The 15,273-nt window shown below is 47.1% G+C and carries 15 protein-coding genes; 6 read left to right on the forward strand and 9 right to left on the reverse strand.

Features of this window, described 5'->3' with window-relative positions:
* The first annotated feature begins 100 nt into the window (after positions 1 to 100).
* Positions 101 to 238, forward strand: a complete 138-nt coding sequence (locus ACRC32_RS11780; RefSeq protein WP_015156971.1) for a hypothetical protein — start codon at positions 101 to 103, stop codon at positions 236 to 238.
* A 147-nt stretch (positions 239 to 385) separates the two neighbouring features.
* Positions 386 to 814, forward strand: a complete 429-nt coding sequence (locus ACRC32_RS11785; RefSeq protein WP_438554134.1) for a hypothetical protein — start codon at positions 386 to 388, stop codon at positions 812 to 814.
* A 35-nt stretch (positions 815 to 849) separates the two neighbouring features.
* On the opposite strand, the gene ACRC32_RS11790 is transcribed toward ACRC32_RS11785, so the two are convergent.
* Positions 850 to 1,215 carry a hypothetical protein gene (locus ACRC32_RS11790; RefSeq protein WP_438554135.1) on the reverse strand — a complete coding sequence of 122 codons (366 nt, stop codon included), beginning with the start codon at positions 1,213 to 1,215 and terminating at the stop codon, positions 850 to 852.
* Between the two features lie 166 nt (positions 1,216 to 1,381).
* On the opposite strand from ACRC32_RS11790, the gene ACRC32_RS11795 reads away from it, so the two are divergent.
* Entirely contained in the window at positions 1,382 to 1,813 is a 432-nt protein-coding gene (locus ACRC32_RS11795; RefSeq protein WP_438554136.1) for a carboxypeptidase-like regulatory domain-containing protein, read from the forward strand.
* Here ACRC32_RS11795 and ACRC32_RS11800 read toward each other — a convergent pair.
* Positions 1,810 to 2,769 (reverse strand): D-2-hydroxyacid dehydrogenase, encoded by a 960-nt coding sequence (locus ACRC32_RS11800; protein ID WP_438554137.1) that lies wholly within the window; start codon positions 2,767 to 2,769, stop codon positions 1,810 to 1,812. The two genes, ACRC32_RS11795 and ACRC32_RS11800, sit on opposite strands and share 4 nt — an antisense overlap.
* A 65-nt stretch (positions 2,770 to 2,834) precedes the next feature.
* On the opposite strand from ACRC32_RS11800, the gene ACRC32_RS11805 reads away from it, so the two are divergent.
* Positions 2,835 to 3,113 carry a hypothetical protein gene (locus tag ACRC32_RS11805; protein ID WP_438554138.1) on the forward strand — a complete coding sequence of 93 codons (279 nt, stop codon included), beginning with the start codon at positions 2,835 to 2,837 and terminating at the stop codon, positions 3,111 to 3,113.
* On the opposite strand, the gene ACRC32_RS11810 is transcribed toward ACRC32_RS11805, so the two are convergent.
* The 7 genes from ACRC32_RS11810 to uvrA form a co-directional block, all read right to left on the reverse strand.
* Positions 3,071 to 3,898: a carbohydrate ABC transporter permease gene (locus ACRC32_RS11810; RefSeq protein ID WP_438554139.1), complete on the reverse strand. Its 828-nt coding sequence runs from the start codon at positions 3,896 to 3,898 to the stop codon at positions 3,071 to 3,073. The two genes, ACRC32_RS11805 and ACRC32_RS11810, sit on opposite strands and share 43 nt — an antisense overlap.
* A 31-nt stretch (positions 3,899 to 3,929) precedes the next feature.
* Positions 3,930 to 4,313: a tetratricopeptide repeat protein gene (locus ACRC32_RS11815; RefSeq protein WP_438554140.1), complete on the reverse strand. Its 384-nt coding sequence runs from the start codon at positions 4,311 to 4,313 to the stop codon at positions 3,930 to 3,932.
* A 32-nt stretch (positions 4,314 to 4,345) separates the two neighbouring features.
* Positions 4,346 to 6,103, reverse strand: a complete 1,758-nt coding sequence (locus tag ACRC32_RS11820; RefSeq protein WP_438554141.1) for an Hsp70 family protein — start codon at positions 6,101 to 6,103, stop codon at positions 4,346 to 4,348.
* Positions 6,104 to 6,184: 81 nt separating this feature from the next.
* Positions 6,185 to 6,997 carry a nucleotide exchange factor GrpE gene (locus tag ACRC32_RS11825; RefSeq protein WP_438554142.1) on the reverse strand — a complete coding sequence of 271 codons (813 nt, stop codon included), beginning with the start codon at positions 6,995 to 6,997 and terminating at the stop codon, positions 6,185 to 6,187.
* 248 nt (positions 6,998 to 7,245) lie between these two features.
* Entirely contained in the window at positions 7,246 to 7,545 is a 300-nt protein-coding gene (locus ACRC32_RS11830) for a J domain-containing protein (protein ID WP_438554146.1), read from the reverse strand.
* A gap of 12 nt (positions 7,546 to 7,557) precedes the next feature.
* Positions 7,558 to 10,035 carry a tetratricopeptide repeat protein gene (locus tag ACRC32_RS11835; RefSeq protein WP_438554143.1) on the reverse strand — a complete coding sequence of 826 codons (2,478 nt, stop codon included), beginning with the start codon at positions 10,033 to 10,035 and terminating at the stop codon, positions 7,558 to 7,560.
* Between the two features lie 255 nt (positions 10,036 to 10,290).
* A complete protein-coding gene (uvrA, locus tag ACRC32_RS11840) occupies positions 10,291 to 13,314 on the reverse strand; it encodes an excinuclease ABC subunit UvrA (RefSeq protein ID WP_438554147.1) in 3,024 nt (1,007 codons plus the stop codon).
* Between the two features lie 137 nt (positions 13,315 to 13,451).
* Between uvrA and ACRC32_RS11845 the strand changes: the two genes are divergently transcribed.
* Both ACRC32_RS11845 and ACRC32_RS11850 read left to right on the forward strand, forming a co-directional pair.
* Positions 13,452 to 14,177: a WecB/TagA/CpsF family glycosyltransferase gene (locus ACRC32_RS11845; protein ID WP_438554144.1), complete on the forward strand. Its 726-nt coding sequence runs from the start codon at positions 13,452 to 13,454 to the stop codon at positions 14,175 to 14,177.
* A gap of 20 nt (positions 14,178 to 14,197) precedes the next feature.
* A partial coding sequence (locus ACRC32_RS11850; RefSeq protein WP_438554145.1) for a glycosyltransferase family 39 protein occupies positions 14,198 to 15,273 on the forward strand: 1,076 nt, incomplete at its 3' end.

The raw sequence follows: 15,273 nt of genomic DNA on the forward strand, positions 1-15,273 counted from the left end.
TACCGCAGCCAGTTGGTGTAGTCATTTCCAAAATTCATGAATTTACGTAAAATAATATGAAGTATTGATAAAAATAGTAGCATTGGAGATTAACTTGCTCATGGCTGAAGCATCAGATCGGCAACGGCAGATTATGGAACATTTATCTCGCAGTACGGGAGATTTTATTAAACCGTCACTCAATTCAGAAGACCGCAAGAAGCGAATTATGGAGCATATTCGTTTAACCAAAGGTTGAGGCGATCGCAAAGTGTAAAGTTATTTCGGCTCGATATCCTTGACACTCATAACTTGAAAATGCCATATTCCCGGTTGACACTCTCGCGATCGCTGGAGTGAAATCGCTCGATATTCACATTTTCTGAACTCACGTATTCTGAGCCGAATGCTACACCGATTAACATTATTTGTCACTGGATCGATTTTGGTAGGCTTGAGTAATTATGCAGCGATCGCTCAAGAAACACCTCAAGTAGCATTCAGCAATGTTAACCCTGGCATTGTAGAGCCAATGTTGGGCAATATGAAAATATTGCAGTTAACTGCACCAGCGACCTTGAACGTTAGCGTACCATCAGAGCTAGCGGCTCAGATTAGTCTTTTATCTCCGAGTTTGGTAGAAGGAGCGTCAGACGATCCAGAGGGTACGACGCGGGTAGGTTTTCTGAACTTTGGAGCAAATAGCCTAAGCAGCGACGGTCAAAACAATACTGCTAACTTACCCACAGGTAACACGGATTTAGAAGTGCGGATGCGGGTAGAGCGTCCTGTTGCCTTTACGCCGGGGACTTATAACTATCGCTTGACTCTCTAGCGTCACTGTCACGCCACCTTGATGACTAACCTTCATTACTGCGGTACGGTCAAGCTAACGCTAAAGGGAGTGTGGTTTTTCTTGCCCTCACCCCATTTCAACTCGCCAGATAGTTGATTCGATCTTGGGTTAAATTTGGCGCTACTAGCAACGAGATTTGGTGTTACATTTCCTTTACGGACGTAGACCGTGACACCGATGCGTGGCACGACAGAAGTGATGAACGTGACTTGATTATAAACAGTCATTGTACCTTGTGCTTGACCCCGTTTGGCTTCTGTTTCCACGACCATAGGAGTAATAGCAATATCTGCACGGGCAACACTGCCCCAAAATAAAAAGCTAGATAGTAAACAACTACCTAGATGTAACGAACAGCGATTGATGGCAGCAACATTCATCAATGGTTTTACCAAAATAACTATTACCGTTGTTAGTTACGCACGCGCAACTCTATTTAGCAACGAACTTGGTTTGAAAAAACCAAGTTCGTTGCTTCTCAATTGCTTTTAAATAAGCAAATCAGTCATAGCATTCGATCTGAATGAATATGCAGTTATTTTGCAAGTGCCTTGGCTGACTCAGCCTACAACAAATACATTTGAAGAAACCGAAACTTCCGTTGTCTTAAATGGATTACAACGCCTCTACCCTGGCAGATTAAATATTGCTGGTATCGAACAAAGGGTCAATGCTACGGGAACGGGAGACACCACACCCACTTATACCCCTGTTTTTATATCCCTGATTCCCGCCTATACCAGCACTGGGGTTGTCACTGATACGCAGGATACACCGATTGCTGGTGCAACGGTAGAAGCGATAGGGAAATCTGGGCAGCGCAAATTTTCCGTAACGAACAGCGCTGGAGTTTACTATTTAGAAGGATTATCCCAGGGAGAGTATACGTTGACAGTAAATGGTAACTCCCAACTGCGCTTGAAATTAGATGCATCTACCAAACCGTTTCAAGAACTGAACTTGAAAGCCAAAGTTTAATATCCAGCCGCTTTATCTACAATGTTGCGCAAAGGTTTCCCAGCTTGATAAAGTGCCAAATTTTCTAGAAATAACTCTATTACCCGTTGTTGCATCTGTTGAGATATGCCGCTACAGTGAGGAGTTATAAAGACGTTGGGTAGCGATCGCAACTGACTGTCTAGTGGTAGTGGTTCTACAGTAAAAGCATCTAAAGCCGCGCCTGCAATCCAGCCTTGTTGGAGAGCGTGAATGAGAGCATTCTCATCGATAATTCCGCCACGGGCAATATTAATTAAATAAGCACTTGCCTGCATGGATTTTAGTACATTGGCATCAATTAAATGTTTAGTTTGAGCCGTTAAAGGCGTAGCGAGGACGAGATAATCTACCTCTGGTAAAAGTTTACGCCATTCCTCAGCCCCAACAACTAAATCGAAACCAGGTAGCGATCGCGGATGTAAGCAACTCCCCCAGACGCGCATTCCAAAGGCTTGAGCGCGGGTAGCAATTGCCTGTCCGATACCTCCAGCACCGATAATTAATACAGTTGCGCCCATCAATTCTTGCAATCCTAAAGCTTCCACTTCTGGATATGACAACCAACGATATTGCTGTTGGGCAAATTTAAATTTAGATAAGCATTTGGCGCGATCGAGCATATATGCTAAGACAAATTCAGCAATGGGAATTGCATGAACTCCAGCACTATTTGTCATTATCAGATCGCGAGAGACTAAGGTTGGGATTAATAAATGGTCAATGCCTGCACTTTCAGTATGCAGCCAGCGTAGATTAGGTAATTGTAATAATAGTTGCTCGAAAAAAGCATTATAAGACCATTCATGAAAATACACCTCAGCATCGCTTGGATCTCCGTTTAGATTGCCTTGAAGATCGAGCCGGACAATGCGATCGTCGTTGGATAAATGAGGCTCGATCTGTGCTGCTAAATTACTGGGTAAAACAATTTTCATAAAATTCTTATTTCCCATACGGGCGGGTTTATTCAAGAATCTGCGGGCAGGAGGAAATTCATTGGGTGAAAACCCGCCCCTACGAATTCCGAATTGCTCTGGCTAGGGTAGGGCGGGTTTATTCAAGAATCTGCGTGCAGGAGGAAATTCATTGGGTGAAAACCCGCCCCTACAAATTCCGAATTGCTCTGGCTAGGGTAGGGCGGGTTTATTCAAGAATCTGCGTGCAGGAGGAAATTCATTGGGTGAAAACCCGCCCCTACGAATTCCGAATTCCGAATTCCGAATTCCGAATTCCGAATTACCCTTTCACGCCGCTACCTGCTGCTGTGGGTACGATGTAACGTTGCACGAATAGGAATAAAATTAAAATTGGCGCAATTGAAATTATCGAACCAGCCGCAATTAATCGCCAATCCAAAGAGAAGGTTCCTGCTAACATTGCCACCCCTAAAGGTAAAGTGTAAAGTTCGGGGCGATCGATCGCAATCAAAGGCCAAAGAAAGTCACTCCAAGCACCGATGAAGACAAAAATTGCCAGCGTGACGAGGGCGGGACGAATCGCTGGTAACATGACATGCCACCAAATACCTAATTCCGAACAGCCATCAATTCTGGCTGCTTCTTCTAATTCCTTGGGAACGCCTTGAAAGGCTTGTCGTAATAGAAATATTCCAAAAGCAGAGGCGATCGCCGGAAAAATAATTCCTAAATAGGTATTTTTCATCCCTAATTGTACCGTCAAAATATACAGCGGAATCATCACAATTTGAAACGGAATCATAATTGTGGTGACAATTGCTGTAAAGATAATTTCTCTACCGCGAAATTCCAAGCGGGCAAGGGGATAAGCTGCTAAAGCACAAAATAATAAATTCAATCCCACTGTTAGCAGTGCCACCAAGGTACTGTTAAATAAATACCTCCCAAAAGGATTTGTCTCCCAGACGCGGGTAAAGTTATTCAATGTCGGCTGACTGGGTAAAAATTGGGGTGGAAACTGAAAGATGTTTTCTGTGGGAGATTTCAGCGACGTACTCAGCAGCCACAACAGAGGGAACAGCATTAAAATTGCGATCGCGCCAAGTAAACCATACGTCCAGATCGTTCGCCAAGTTCGATTCTGCATTTGGACTCGTATTCCCCAACTAAAGTTTCTTCTATACACCCCTGCTTCCCGCTCCCTGCTCGCTGTTCCCTATTCTGGTCAAAATTTGCAGGCATTTGCTAGCAACCGGATGCAACGGTTCGAGTTGTTGGGCTTGTTTCCAAGCAACGATCGCCTGCTGAAAATCTCCCTGAAGCGCCCGCAGTTGTCCTGCAAGGGCGTGAAAGTCAGCATTGTTTGAGTGTAGGACGATCGCTCGGTCGTTCTGCGCCTGTGCCGCTAGATAATCTCCTGTGGTAAAAAGCTGTAGAGCTTGCCGATAATGCCAAACAGCGCGATCGTGGATTTGAATCAGGGAAGACAGATCGGTTTTGCAACGTTGACAGGAGGAAGTTTCATGAGGGCGATAAGTGGCGCGACAAACGGGGCATTTCATTGCATATTGTAATTACGGGTTAATTGCGTGTTTTATGGTGCCTCTACGTTGGCGTAGTAAAGAAAGTCTTCCAGTTCTGCCTGGAGTTCTTCTAACTCGGCATCGTCCTCGCTAGCTGCGGCTTCGATCTGGTCTAATAAATCCTGCAATTGTGCGGCGCGATCCTCATCCAACTGCTCTATGGCTACCTGCGCTCGTTCTATTAAGGCTGCCAGTTCGGAATTTAGAACTACAGCGGATGAATCGGTAGCATCTACTTCAATAGTTTCATCATCCTCAAACAACTCTTCCAAATCTAACTGTGCTTGGTGGAGTTCGTGGCTAGAGAGGCGATGCACCCCAGTATTATTCACGACTAGCTTTCCTTGCTGCCCCTTCCCCTTTTCGGTTGCCGTCACCGTGAGGATACCGTTCAAGTCAAAGTCAAAGTGAACTTCTACCTGGACGCTACCAGCCGATTTAAGTGGCAAGTTTTCCACTTTGAAGGAACCGAGAGGGACATTTTCTTCAGCAGCAGGATTCTCGCCCTGAAACACCTCAATCTCAACTGCTTCCTGATTGTCTCTCATGGTCGAGTAAACTTCGGAACGGGAAACAGGAATGACACTGTTGCGGGGAATAATCACGCTGAAGAATCCCGGCATAATTCCCATTGGGGTATCGATCGCTGCCGAAATTCCCAATGAATGAGGTGTAACATCGACCAGAATCGCATCGACGGCTTCGCCTACTAGCACTCCCGCTTGGAGCGATGCCCCTAATGCCACGCAAAGATCTGGCTCAATGCCATCAGTAGGAGACTGTCCCAAGTGTGCTTCGATCGCGTGTTGGATCAGGGGTATGCGCGTGGAACCGCCCACCAAAATGATGCGATCGAGGTCTTTGGGTTCTAACTTGGCATCTTCTAAAGCGCGATCGATCGCTTCTAGGGTTTCTTCTACGAGCGGACGGATCGACTGCTCGAAGTCAGTACGAGCGATCTCGGCTTCTAGGTGCAATGCTGTCTTGCCCTTGCTACCCAAAAAGGCTTCTCGCACAGTGGTAAAGCCATGAGAGCTAAGTTGAATCTTCGCGCTTTCTGCGGCTTGAAGCAAACGGGCATCGGTGGCGGGATCGTCTGGTACGTCTACCCCGTGCTGCTGGCGGAATAGTTGCTTCAGATGGAGTTGCAGGCGGCGATCGAAGTCATCTCCACCCAGGCGGTTATTGCCATGACTTGCCAGGACCTCCGTGACTTCTCCAGAAATTTCTACCACCGAGACATCAAAAGTCCCGCCGCCTAGATCGTAAACTAGGACTCGTTCCGTCTCCTCAGAACGCAAGTCGTAAGCTAGGGCTGCGGCTGTTGGCTCGTTGATAATTTGCAACACCTCAAATCCGGCAATTTCCCCCGCAGTTTTGGTTGCTTGCCGCTGGGCATCGGTAAAGTAGGCGGGAACGGTAATGACTGCTTGAGTCACGGGTTCGCCCAGAGCCTTCTCCGCTCTTTGTTTTAGCGCCCGCAGGATCGTGGCTGAGATTTCCTGGGGCGAATATTCGCGATCGCCCAACTTTGTCTTATGGTCTGTCCCCATCCAGCGTTTAATCGATTTCACCGTCCGCTCTGGAGCTGCGGCATACTGACGCAAGGCTTCCCGTCCGACGAGTAGCTTGCCCGTTTCGCTAAACCCGACACAAGAGGGCAAGATCGGGTCGCCATCTTCTCCCGCTAACACCCGTGCTTGTCCGTTTTCGACGATCGCCACTTCAGAGTTAGTCGTACCTAAGTCGATGCCTACTGCTCTACCCATAATTAATAAATGTTAGTTGTGAGTAATGAAGCGATCGATGCCGATCTTAAAAATTTTACCGGAGTTACGCACCGATCCCCCCTAGCCCTCCTTAAAAAGGGGGGAAATCTCGCCCCCTTTTCCCGCCGAGACGATCGCCTGTGTCTCCCGCAATATCCGATCGCGCCATAAATAACCCCGCACGACTTCTTGAATCACTGTATTTTCTGGCTCGTCACTCTCCTGCCGACCGATCGCGTACATTCGTTGCGGATCGAAGGGTTGTCCTTGCGCCACAATCGGTACTACCTGCTGTTGTTTCAGAATATCTAGCAGCGTCCGTCGAATTAATTCTACTCCTTGGCGATCGCTTTCAATCGTTTCCATGAGAGCAGTCGGGGCAGAAGTTGGCGGATCGGACGATAACTTCTGACCGAGGCGACTCAGCCAACGCCCTAGCTTTCCTCGCCAGCTCTGAGGCGGAGACGATAGGGACATCTCAGGTGATGAAGATTCCTGCCAGTGGACGCAAGCGCGATCGAGGGCATCTAGCACCCCCAAAATTGCTTTTAATAAGTTTTCTTGCTCCTTCTCAAACCGTTTTTCCTGCACGGCGAATTCGGTAGCGTACTGCACCGATACTTTTTGTTGGCTGGTTTCTATGCGTTGTTGCAGTTCCTCGTTCTGCGATCGCGCTACCTTTAGTTCCTGCTGCAATCGCTCTTGAGCCGTCTGGAGTAGCTTCCCCTGCTGTTTCATCTCTTGCCGCAGTGCAATCCATTCGCTCACCATCTGGTAGGGGTCGAACGCTGGTGCAGATTCAGGTGGTTCGCCTAAATACTCCGGTGGCGGCGGCGGTGACTGGAGATAGTCTAAAAGTTTGTCGAAAAGTGCTTGGCGATTGTCATTAGTCATGAGTGAGTGGTGTGTGGTGCGTGAAGAAGGGTGTAGGGTGTAGGGTGTAGGGTGTAGTCAGTGGTGCGTGATGAAAGGGTGTGGGGTGTGGGAAGTGTGGGAAGTGTGGGAAGTGTGGGGTGTAGAGAATTTTGAATGCATGAATTGTTGTGCTCCCGATCGCTCCCCTGCTCCTCTGCTCCTCTGCTCCTCTGCTCCTCTGCTCCTCTGCCCCTCTGCCCCTCTGCTCCCTACTCCCTACTCCCTGACTAAAAGGTTTCCCGAATTAAGTCGTCCAAACTCAGCTCAAGCCTTGCCATTGCTTGCTCTCGTAGCTGTTGCATTAACTCTGGGTCGAGGGTTGCCTCTAGAGGGCGCACTTTTAAGAAATCGTCATCTGCTTTTGCCGTTTCTGGGTTGCGAATGGCTTCATAGGCAGCCCGAATCGCTTTAAATTCTTCAGGATGGGTATGGGCGGGAAATTCTCGTAATTTTTGATGATATGCCGCTTTGATTTCGGCAGCTGTGGCACTGGGAGAGATGCCGAGGCGATCGTAGGCAGAAGTCATAGTCATAATCATTTACCGACCAAAGCCGCGTTTGGGTGGTTTGGGTTTCCCGAAACCAAAGGGAGGAACGAAATCAAAATCATCATCCTCGTCATCCTCAAAATCGGGCATAGTATTAAGCAATTGGCGTTTTAATTCGGGCAGCATTCGCTCTAGCTCTGCTTTCGGAATTTTCTGCCCAAACATTCGCCGAATCATTGCTTCTACAACATCCGACATGTCATTTTCATCGAAGTCATTGAAGTCATCTGGATCGGGTAGGACTGCCTGCGTCTGTCGCAAGGCAACGAATGCCTGTTCTTCGCGAAAAGCTTGCAGGGCTTTGGCATCTTGAAGCCGACGGGCAATTTCAAAACCCTGTTGCTTTAGCTCCTCGTACTGAGGCATGGTGATGGGATAGGTGGTAGCTCTTGCCAACAACAGGAGAGGGTTTTGCGGTTCTCGCTTCAGGGCTTCCTCGATCGCCGGAATTAGGTTTCTCGACCAACCAAAACGGCGTACTTGAAGCTGGATTTGTGCTAGGGTGTTGCCTGGTTGGGGCGTAGTGTCGAGATAAGAGCGGATGGGAGCTTCCAATTTTTTGGGATTGGTTTCTTTGACTGCGAGAACGATTAAATGGGCTTCTCTGGCTTGGGGATATGCGCTGCCAAGCTCGGCAAGTCTGGCAACATAGGGATTAATTAGTGCCGCGATCCCCTTTTCTCGCTTGGCAAACAGTTGAACCGACAGAGCGATCGCCTGTAAGGTTTGGATCTGCTGCTCGTCAGATAGCTCCTCTAGCAGCGCCTCCCACTGGTACTTTGCCTCCTCTCGATCGAGGGAAACTCGTCCGCCGGAGTTGGGCGGACTTTGCACGGCTGCGACAAAAAGCTGGCAGGCACGCAAGGGAGGATCGGATTTCTTTTCTGTTTGGACGAGACGCTGAAAAAAACTATAGTTTTGAGTGTATAAAGCATCGAGCCAGGGCGCAAACTCCACCTCGGCTTCTGGGTTGAGATCGCCAAAGTGCTTGCCAAAACGACGACGGACTTCTAGTTGCGCCTGCGGGTTATCGAGTTTCTCCCAGCAGCGCAGCAGCATGGCATAAACCTCCTCATACCGACAGCCTTGCTCCAACGCTTGGGAAAGGAGTTTGACTGCTTCCTCGTATTTGCTCTCCGTGAATGCCACCAGTCCTTTACGTCCGATGACTTCTGGAGCCGTGGGATAGATGCGTTCTGCTTGTTGCAGGGAACCCAGCGCCGTGCGAGAGCGCCCCATCGCCATCCAGGTATCTGCCAACCGACAATGCAAGTTTGCTAGGGTTAATTTTAGGCGATCGCCAGTCCAATTTTGCGGGTTGTGCTTCCCATCCTTTTCCACCCAGTTCAACAATTGGGTAATTAGGCGTTGCTGCTCGCGATACGATTCGTTTGCATCCATCGCTGCGATCAGATTCACCGCCAGTTGAGGATTAAAGCCTTGTTCTACCAACACGGGTTTCCAGAAAATTTCCGTACATTCCGGTTCTCCTTGCATCAGTGCTTGTTGCCCTGCCAGCGTCAACAGGGTGGGGCGGAGAGCTTTCAGTTGGGGTAGTTGAAACGGGCGATGCCCCAGATTGAGGAGTGCATGGGCAGCGTTATGGTAGTCGCCGCGATCGCTCATTTGTAAGATTGCTAGTGCCGTCACTGCTTCCTGAGATTCCGGATCTCCCGATTGCACGGACGGATCTAGGGGCGGTTCCCCCGTCTTCGCCTGCTGGAGAGTTGCTAATCTTTGCAAAATCGGCTGCTGCAAAAATTTTGGTTTGCCTGAAGGAAATCCCCACATAGAGGAAACCTGCAATCCTAGAATAGAACTCGCTGCCTGCCAATTTTCCATAGCCTGTTGAGTGTAGGCAACCCAAGCATCGGGAACGTCTCCTGGTGTCAGCGGACGCTTAATTTTGGTAAATGCTGTAAGGGCAGCATTAGGCTGCTGTGCTTTCAGGGCTAAAACTCCCCTCGCCCAGTGGAGTTGGGCGGCGCTAAATCGTTTTGCTTGTTTGTCAATCAGTTGCTCGACTGTTGCGGTATCTCCCTTGAGCAACAGCAGTTTCAGGTAACAAATTGCATAATCTTTGGGTAAACTCTCTTGCTCGAAGGCATTTTGGATCGACTCCAGGGCAGCGTCCAGACGGTTTTGCAATAATAAACAACGGCTAACCCAATAATGCGCCTCTCCACTTAACCCTAGTTCTAACGCCCGTCGCGAGAATGTTTCGGCTTGCTTGAAATCGCTTTTTTGAAATTCTTGCTGCCCTCGTAGCAACCAGATTTCGGCTTCTGAGGGTGTAAATTCAATCTCTGGATTTGTCCGTCGGATTTTTTTTATTTCCTCCAATGCCTGTCGATATTTTTGCTGCTTGAGTAACCCTTGAAGTTGCATTTGAAAGGGATTTTGAACGGGCGATCGCTCTTTGCTGGCTGCACCTTGTCGTTCCTTCTGATTAAGCCGACGCTTGTTCACGATCGTACTCCTGATGGATTTGGCAAAGATATCTTTCAGCAAAACTTATACTGAAGCGAGGCAGGAGGAGCCAGAAGAATGGTCTTTAACTCGATTTCTAGCCTAACATCACGCAGTTCTTGGCGATCGCGCAACTGGATGAATTCACATTTTTTAATTGCTTTCAGGTCGAGATTGCGAGCATAAGAGACAGTTGGGAGTCTGCGCTTTCACGTCCGAGGTTCCCTACTCCCTACTCCCTGCTCCCTGCTCCCTTTAACTTTTGACTTCCTTAACAGCCGGATATTGTTGCAACACCTGCTTTAAATATTGTCCCGTGTAAGAACGAGGATTTTTTGCTATTAGTTCTGGCGTTCCGACAGCGATAATTTCTCCTCCCTTATCTCCTCCTTCTGGTCCCAAATCTATCACCCAATCGCTACAACGAATCACGTCTAAGTTATGTTCGATGACAATAATAGAATTACCTTTGTCTACCAATCTTTGCAGGACATCGAGTAATTTATGCACGTCGTAAAACGATAAACCTGTTGTTGGTTCGTCAATTAAATACAGAGTTTTTCCAGTGGCGCGGCGCGATAATTCCGAGGCAAGTTTAACCCGCTGTGCCTCTCCCCCCGATAAAGTAGTTGCAGGTTGCCCCAAGTGCATATATCCCAAGCCAACGTCAAGTAAAGTTTGTAGTTTATTAAATGCTTTGGGAATATTTTGAAAGAAATCTACGCCCTCTTCTACAGTCATGTTTAAAACATCGGCGATCGATTTATCTTTATACTTGACTTGGAGAGTTTCGCGGTTATATCGTGCCCCTTTGCAAATTTCGCATTGTACGTAAACGTCGGGGAGAAAATTCATTTCAATCACGTTTACGCCTTGTCCGCCACAAGCTTCGCAGCGCCCTCCTTTGACGTTAAAGGAGAATTGCCCTGGTTTATAACCCCTAGCTTTTGCTTCGATAGTTTGGGAAAATACTTCTCGAATCGCATCGAAAACACCCGTGTATGTAGCTGGGTTAGAACGGGGAGTGCGTCCGATGGGAGATTGATCGATCACGATCGCTTTATCAACTGCATTTAAGCCCTTCATTTCCTGCAAATCTTTCGGAAAGGGAACTTTGCGCGTCAGGTGATGTTGTAAAGCTGGGTAGAGTAATTCGTTAATTAAGGTAGATTTGCCCGAACCGGATACTCCCGTAATCGAAACGAGTTTTCCTAAAGGGATTTCTACGTCGATATTTTTCAGGTTGTTGCGGAAGGCATTTTTAATCACTAACTCTCGTCCGTTTCCCTCCCGGCGTTGGGCGGGAGTTTGAATCACTCGCCTTCCCGATAAATATGCCCCAGTTAAAGATTCCGGTGCAGCGAGTAAAGCTTGTAAATTCCCTTGGGCGACAATATTTCCTCCGTGGACTCCCGCCCCTACACCAATATCTACTAAATGATCGGCGGCGCGGATGGTTTCTTCATCATGTTCGACGACAATTAATGTATTGCCCAAGTCTCGCAGTCTGGTTAAAGTTTGCAGCAAGCGCCCGTTATCCCGTTGGTGCAAGCCGATGCTGGGTTCGTCAAGGACGTAGAGTACTCCTGTCAAACCGGAACCGATTTGGGTAGCGAGGCGGATGCGTTGGGCTTCTCCCCCGGAAAGCGTCATGGCGGGACGGTCTAAGGTGAGGTAATCTAAACCGACATCGAGAAGAAATTGCAATCTGGCTTTGATTTCGCGCAACACCAAATCGGCAATTTGCATTTGGCGATCGCTCAGTGTAATACTACCAATTCTCTGATGGCATTCTCGAATTGAGACGCTGGTAAGATCGAGGATGTGATATTGTCCCAAACGCACGGCTAAGGCTTCTGGTTTCAATCGCTTGCCATGACATACAGGACAAGGTTGTTGCACGACATACTGTTCTAACTTTTGTTTGATTAATTCAGAACTTGCTTCATCAAACTGGCGCTGGAGGATGGGGATAACCCCAGCGTAACGCCGATAATCTTTACGTTCTTCAATCCAAACGGGTTGGTCGCTACCGTATAAAATTGTCTGCTGCTGTTCTGAAGTTAGCTGGTTCCAGCGGGTTTGAATTTCAAATCCAAAAGCTTTCCCTAAGCTGTAGAGTAAAGCAAGGTAATATGAGTTATCCTTTTCCGACCAAGGGGCGATCGCGGCATAGACCGATTGACTCGGATCGGGTACGACTAATTCAGGTGAGAAAGTTTGCATACTCCCCAAGCCGTGACAGTGAGGACAAGCGCCATAGGGAGAGTTGAAAGAAAATAGACGCGGCGATAACTCTTCCATTACCCCGCCGTGTTCGGGACAGGCGAAGTTTTCGGAAAATAATAATTCTTTTTCCCTTCCCCTATCCTTCTCTTCGACTTGGTAGGCACTCGCCCCTTCTGCCACTTTTGCCTGTAAAGTGGGATGAATTAATATCTTACCCCCTTGCTCCTCACTCCTAGCTCCTCGCCCCTCTTCCACATCCAATAAATCGATGACAGCAATCCCTTCCGAACGCCGCAGACAGGTGGTGAGGGAGTCAGTCAATCTCTCTTCCATCCCTGGCTTTTTAATCAAGCGGTCAATTACAACTTCAATATTGTGCGCTTGATTTTTATCCAATTCAATCGAATCACTGAGTTCCCGCACTTCGCCATTAATGCGGACGCGGACGAATCCTTCCGAAGCTAGACTGGAGAGTAATTTTTTGTGCGTCCCTTTTTTACCCCGCACGACGGGTGCTAAGATTTGAAATTTAGTTCTATCGGGTAATTCCATGATGCGATCGCACATTTCATCGATTGTTTGAGGCGCAATCGAGCGATCGCAGATCGGGCAATGAGGTTTACCTGCTCGTCCGTATAATAGACGCAGGTAGTCGTAAATTTCCGTTACCGTCCCTACCGTAGAACGGGGGTTGTGGGAAGTCGATTTTTGATCGATGGAAATTGCCGGACTCAAGCCCTCAATTGCTTCCACATCTGGCTTATCGACTTGTCCTAAAAATTGTCTTGCATAGGCGCTGAGAGACTCTACGTAGCGTCGCTGTCCTTCTGCAAAGATGGTATCGAAGGCGAGGGAAGACTTACCAGAACCGGAAACCCCCGTAAACACGATCAGGCGATCGCGGGGTATTTCTAAGCTAATATTTTTGAGATTATGCTGTCTTGCGCCGCGAATGCGGATAGTATTTTGGCTATTGGGGTTGGAAGTATCTGCATGATGCCCGTTTGCGGATTCAGTGACTTCAATCTTTGCATCGGGACGGTAATTCATGAGGGCAAGGCGAAAGAGTCCGTTGACGATTTTAACGATTTTCCGGCTGTCTTTGCTATTCATTCGCTTACTAGCCTCTCGTCCACAAATAAGGTAGCCTTGCTAAAGAGTTTTTCGCGGGGGATTGGGGTAAGGTTATGAGTGCGGTCGTGAAGCCTTTCTTGGTAATGGGGCTACCAGTCCATCTCATCGATGATTATACGGCTTGGTTGCGATCGCGCATCCAGCAGCAACTCGGTACTCATGTCGTAACGCTTAATGCTGAAATGAGTATGCAAGCCGAACAAAACCCTGCTTTAAGCAACGCTATCCAGCAAGCAGAGTTGGTGATTCCCGATGGTGCGGGGGTGGTACTCTACCTAAAATTACTATTTCACCAACAGGTACAGCGATGTCCTGGGATTGAATTGGCAGAGTCTCTGTTGCAGAATACGGAGGCGCGGGTATTTTTCTATGGTGGTGCGCCTGGAGTAGCAGCCAAAGCCGCCGAGATGTGGCGACAAAAAGTCCCAGATTTAAAGATTGTTGGTACGCAGCACGGATACATTTCCCCAGAAGAGGCGGAACAATTTCAGCAAACCCTCAGTCAACTCCAACCTCAATTGATTTTGGTGGGTTTGGGAGTGCCACGTCAAGAATTATGGATTGCACAAAATCGTTATTTATGTCCTAATGCAACTTGGATTGGTGTTGGTGGTAGCTTTGATATTTGGGCAGGAACGAAATCAAGAGCGCCTGCATGGTTGGCAAATAATAATTTGGAATGGCTTTACCGTCTCTATCAAGAACCCTGGCGCTGGCGGCGGATGCTGGCTTTACCTCAGTTTGCAGGTAAGGCAATTGTTTATCGCTTAACTCATTAATATCCACCTCAAGCAATTCTATGCACGGTGTATTTCAATTGCAAAAATCTTCTTTTAGTAAAAAGGCTATTTTTTCTCTATTTTCTCCTCAAAAGCTGCCATATACAATTATTGGCTTTGGTATTTTGGTACGGCTAGTTCAATATGTATTTAATCGTTCTTTGTGGAATGACGAAGCCGCACTAGCGTTAAATATTATCAATCGCTCGTATTTAGAATTGCTCCAGCCTTTAGATTACAACCAAGGCGCACCCATTGGCTTTTTGATGGTAGAAAAATTAGCGGTGCAGGTGTTTGGAAACAACGAATATGCTTTGAGATTATTTCCTTTTTTAGCCGCGATCGCCAGTTTATTTGTTTTTTATAAATTAGCTAAAAAATGCTTACAATCTCGTCAAGCTGCGATTATCGCTCTTACTTTGTTTTCCACCGTACATATTTGGCTTCAGTTTGCTACAGAAACGAAACAATATTCTAGCGATGTGGCGATCGCAGTCATACTATATTTTATTTTAATTGGCATAGAACGACAGCAAATTAAACTAAGACAAATCTTAAAGTTTGGCTTTATCGGCGCTGTTGCAGTTTGGTTTTCTCACCCCGCTGTCTTTGTCTTAGCTGGGATAGGGACGAGCTATTTATTCATAAGTTTATTTCAACAAAAGTTTTTATTTAGTTTAAAGCTGTTAGCTATCTATTCTATTTGGATAGTTAGTTTTGGTCTTTTCTACTTTATTTCATTACGCAATATAGCCAGCAATCAATCTTTATTTAAATCTTGGGCGGGACGCGGTACATTTCCTACATCTGTTTGGGATTTCGGCTGGTTGTTTAATGCTTTTGTAGAATTTTTTCACATTCCGTTAGGACTTCCCGATATTTTTCTGGGAATTTCTATTCTGGCGTTCTTATCTGGTTGTATCTCACTTTGGATTCAAAACAGAGCAATTTTACTGATATTGTTAGCTCCCATCTTAGTAACTTTTTTCGCAGCTTATTTACAAAAATATCCATTTAGCGGTAGGCTAGTTATCTTTTTAATTCCTTTTTTTATCCTTTTGATTGCAGAAGGAACAGTTGCAATTCGACAGATAAG

Origin of the sequence: Chroococcidiopsis sp. (assembly GCF_051657925.1) — a bacterium.
Taxonomy (GTDB): Bacteria; Cyanobacteriota; Cyanobacteriia; order Cyanobacteriales; family Chroococcidiopsidaceae; genus Chroococcidiopsis.

Excerpts from the sequence above, each read along its gene's own strand:
- ACRC32_RS11780 (WP_015156971.1), top strand. The coding sequence starts at position 101 with ATGGCTGAAGCATCAGATCGGCAACGGCAGATTATGGAACATTTATCT.
- ACRC32_RS11785 (WP_438554134.1), top strand. The coding sequence starts at position 386 with ATGCTACACCGATTAACATTATTTGTCACTGGATCGATTTTGGTAGGC.
- ACRC32_RS11790 (WP_438554135.1), bottom strand. The coding sequence starts at position 1,215 with ATGAATGTTGCTGCCATCAATCGCTGTTCGTTACATCTAGGTAGTTGT.
- ACRC32_RS11800 (WP_438554137.1), bottom strand. The coding sequence starts at position 2,769 with ATGAAAATTGTTTTACCCAGTAATTTAGCAGCACAGATCGAGCCTCAT.
- ACRC32_RS11810 (WP_438554139.1), bottom strand. The coding sequence starts at position 3,898 with ATGCAGAATCGAACTTGGCGAACGATCTGGACGTATGGTTTACTTGGC.
- ACRC32_RS11815 (WP_438554140.1), bottom strand. The coding sequence starts at position 4,313 with ATGAAATGCCCCGTTTGTCGCGCCACTTATCGCCCTCATGAAACTTCC.
- ACRC32_RS11820 (WP_438554141.1), bottom strand. The coding sequence starts at position 6,103 with ATGGGTAGAGCAGTAGGCATCGACTTAGGTACGACTAACTCTGAAGTG.
- ACRC32_RS11825 (WP_438554142.1), bottom strand. The coding sequence starts at position 6,997 with ATGACTAATGACAATCGCCAAGCACTTTTCGACAAACTTTTAGACTAT.
- ACRC32_RS11830 (WP_438554146.1), bottom strand. The coding sequence starts at position 7,545 with ATGACTTCTGCCTACGATCGCCTCGGCATCTCTCCCAGTGCCACAGCT.
- uvrA (WP_438554147.1), bottom strand. The coding sequence starts at position 13,314 with ATGAATTACCGTCCCGATGCAAAGATTGAAGTCACTGAATCCGCAAAC.
- ACRC32_RS11845 (WP_438554144.1), top strand. The coding sequence starts at position 13,452 with ATGAGTGCGGTCGTGAAGCCTTTCTTGGTAATGGGGCTACCAGTCCAT.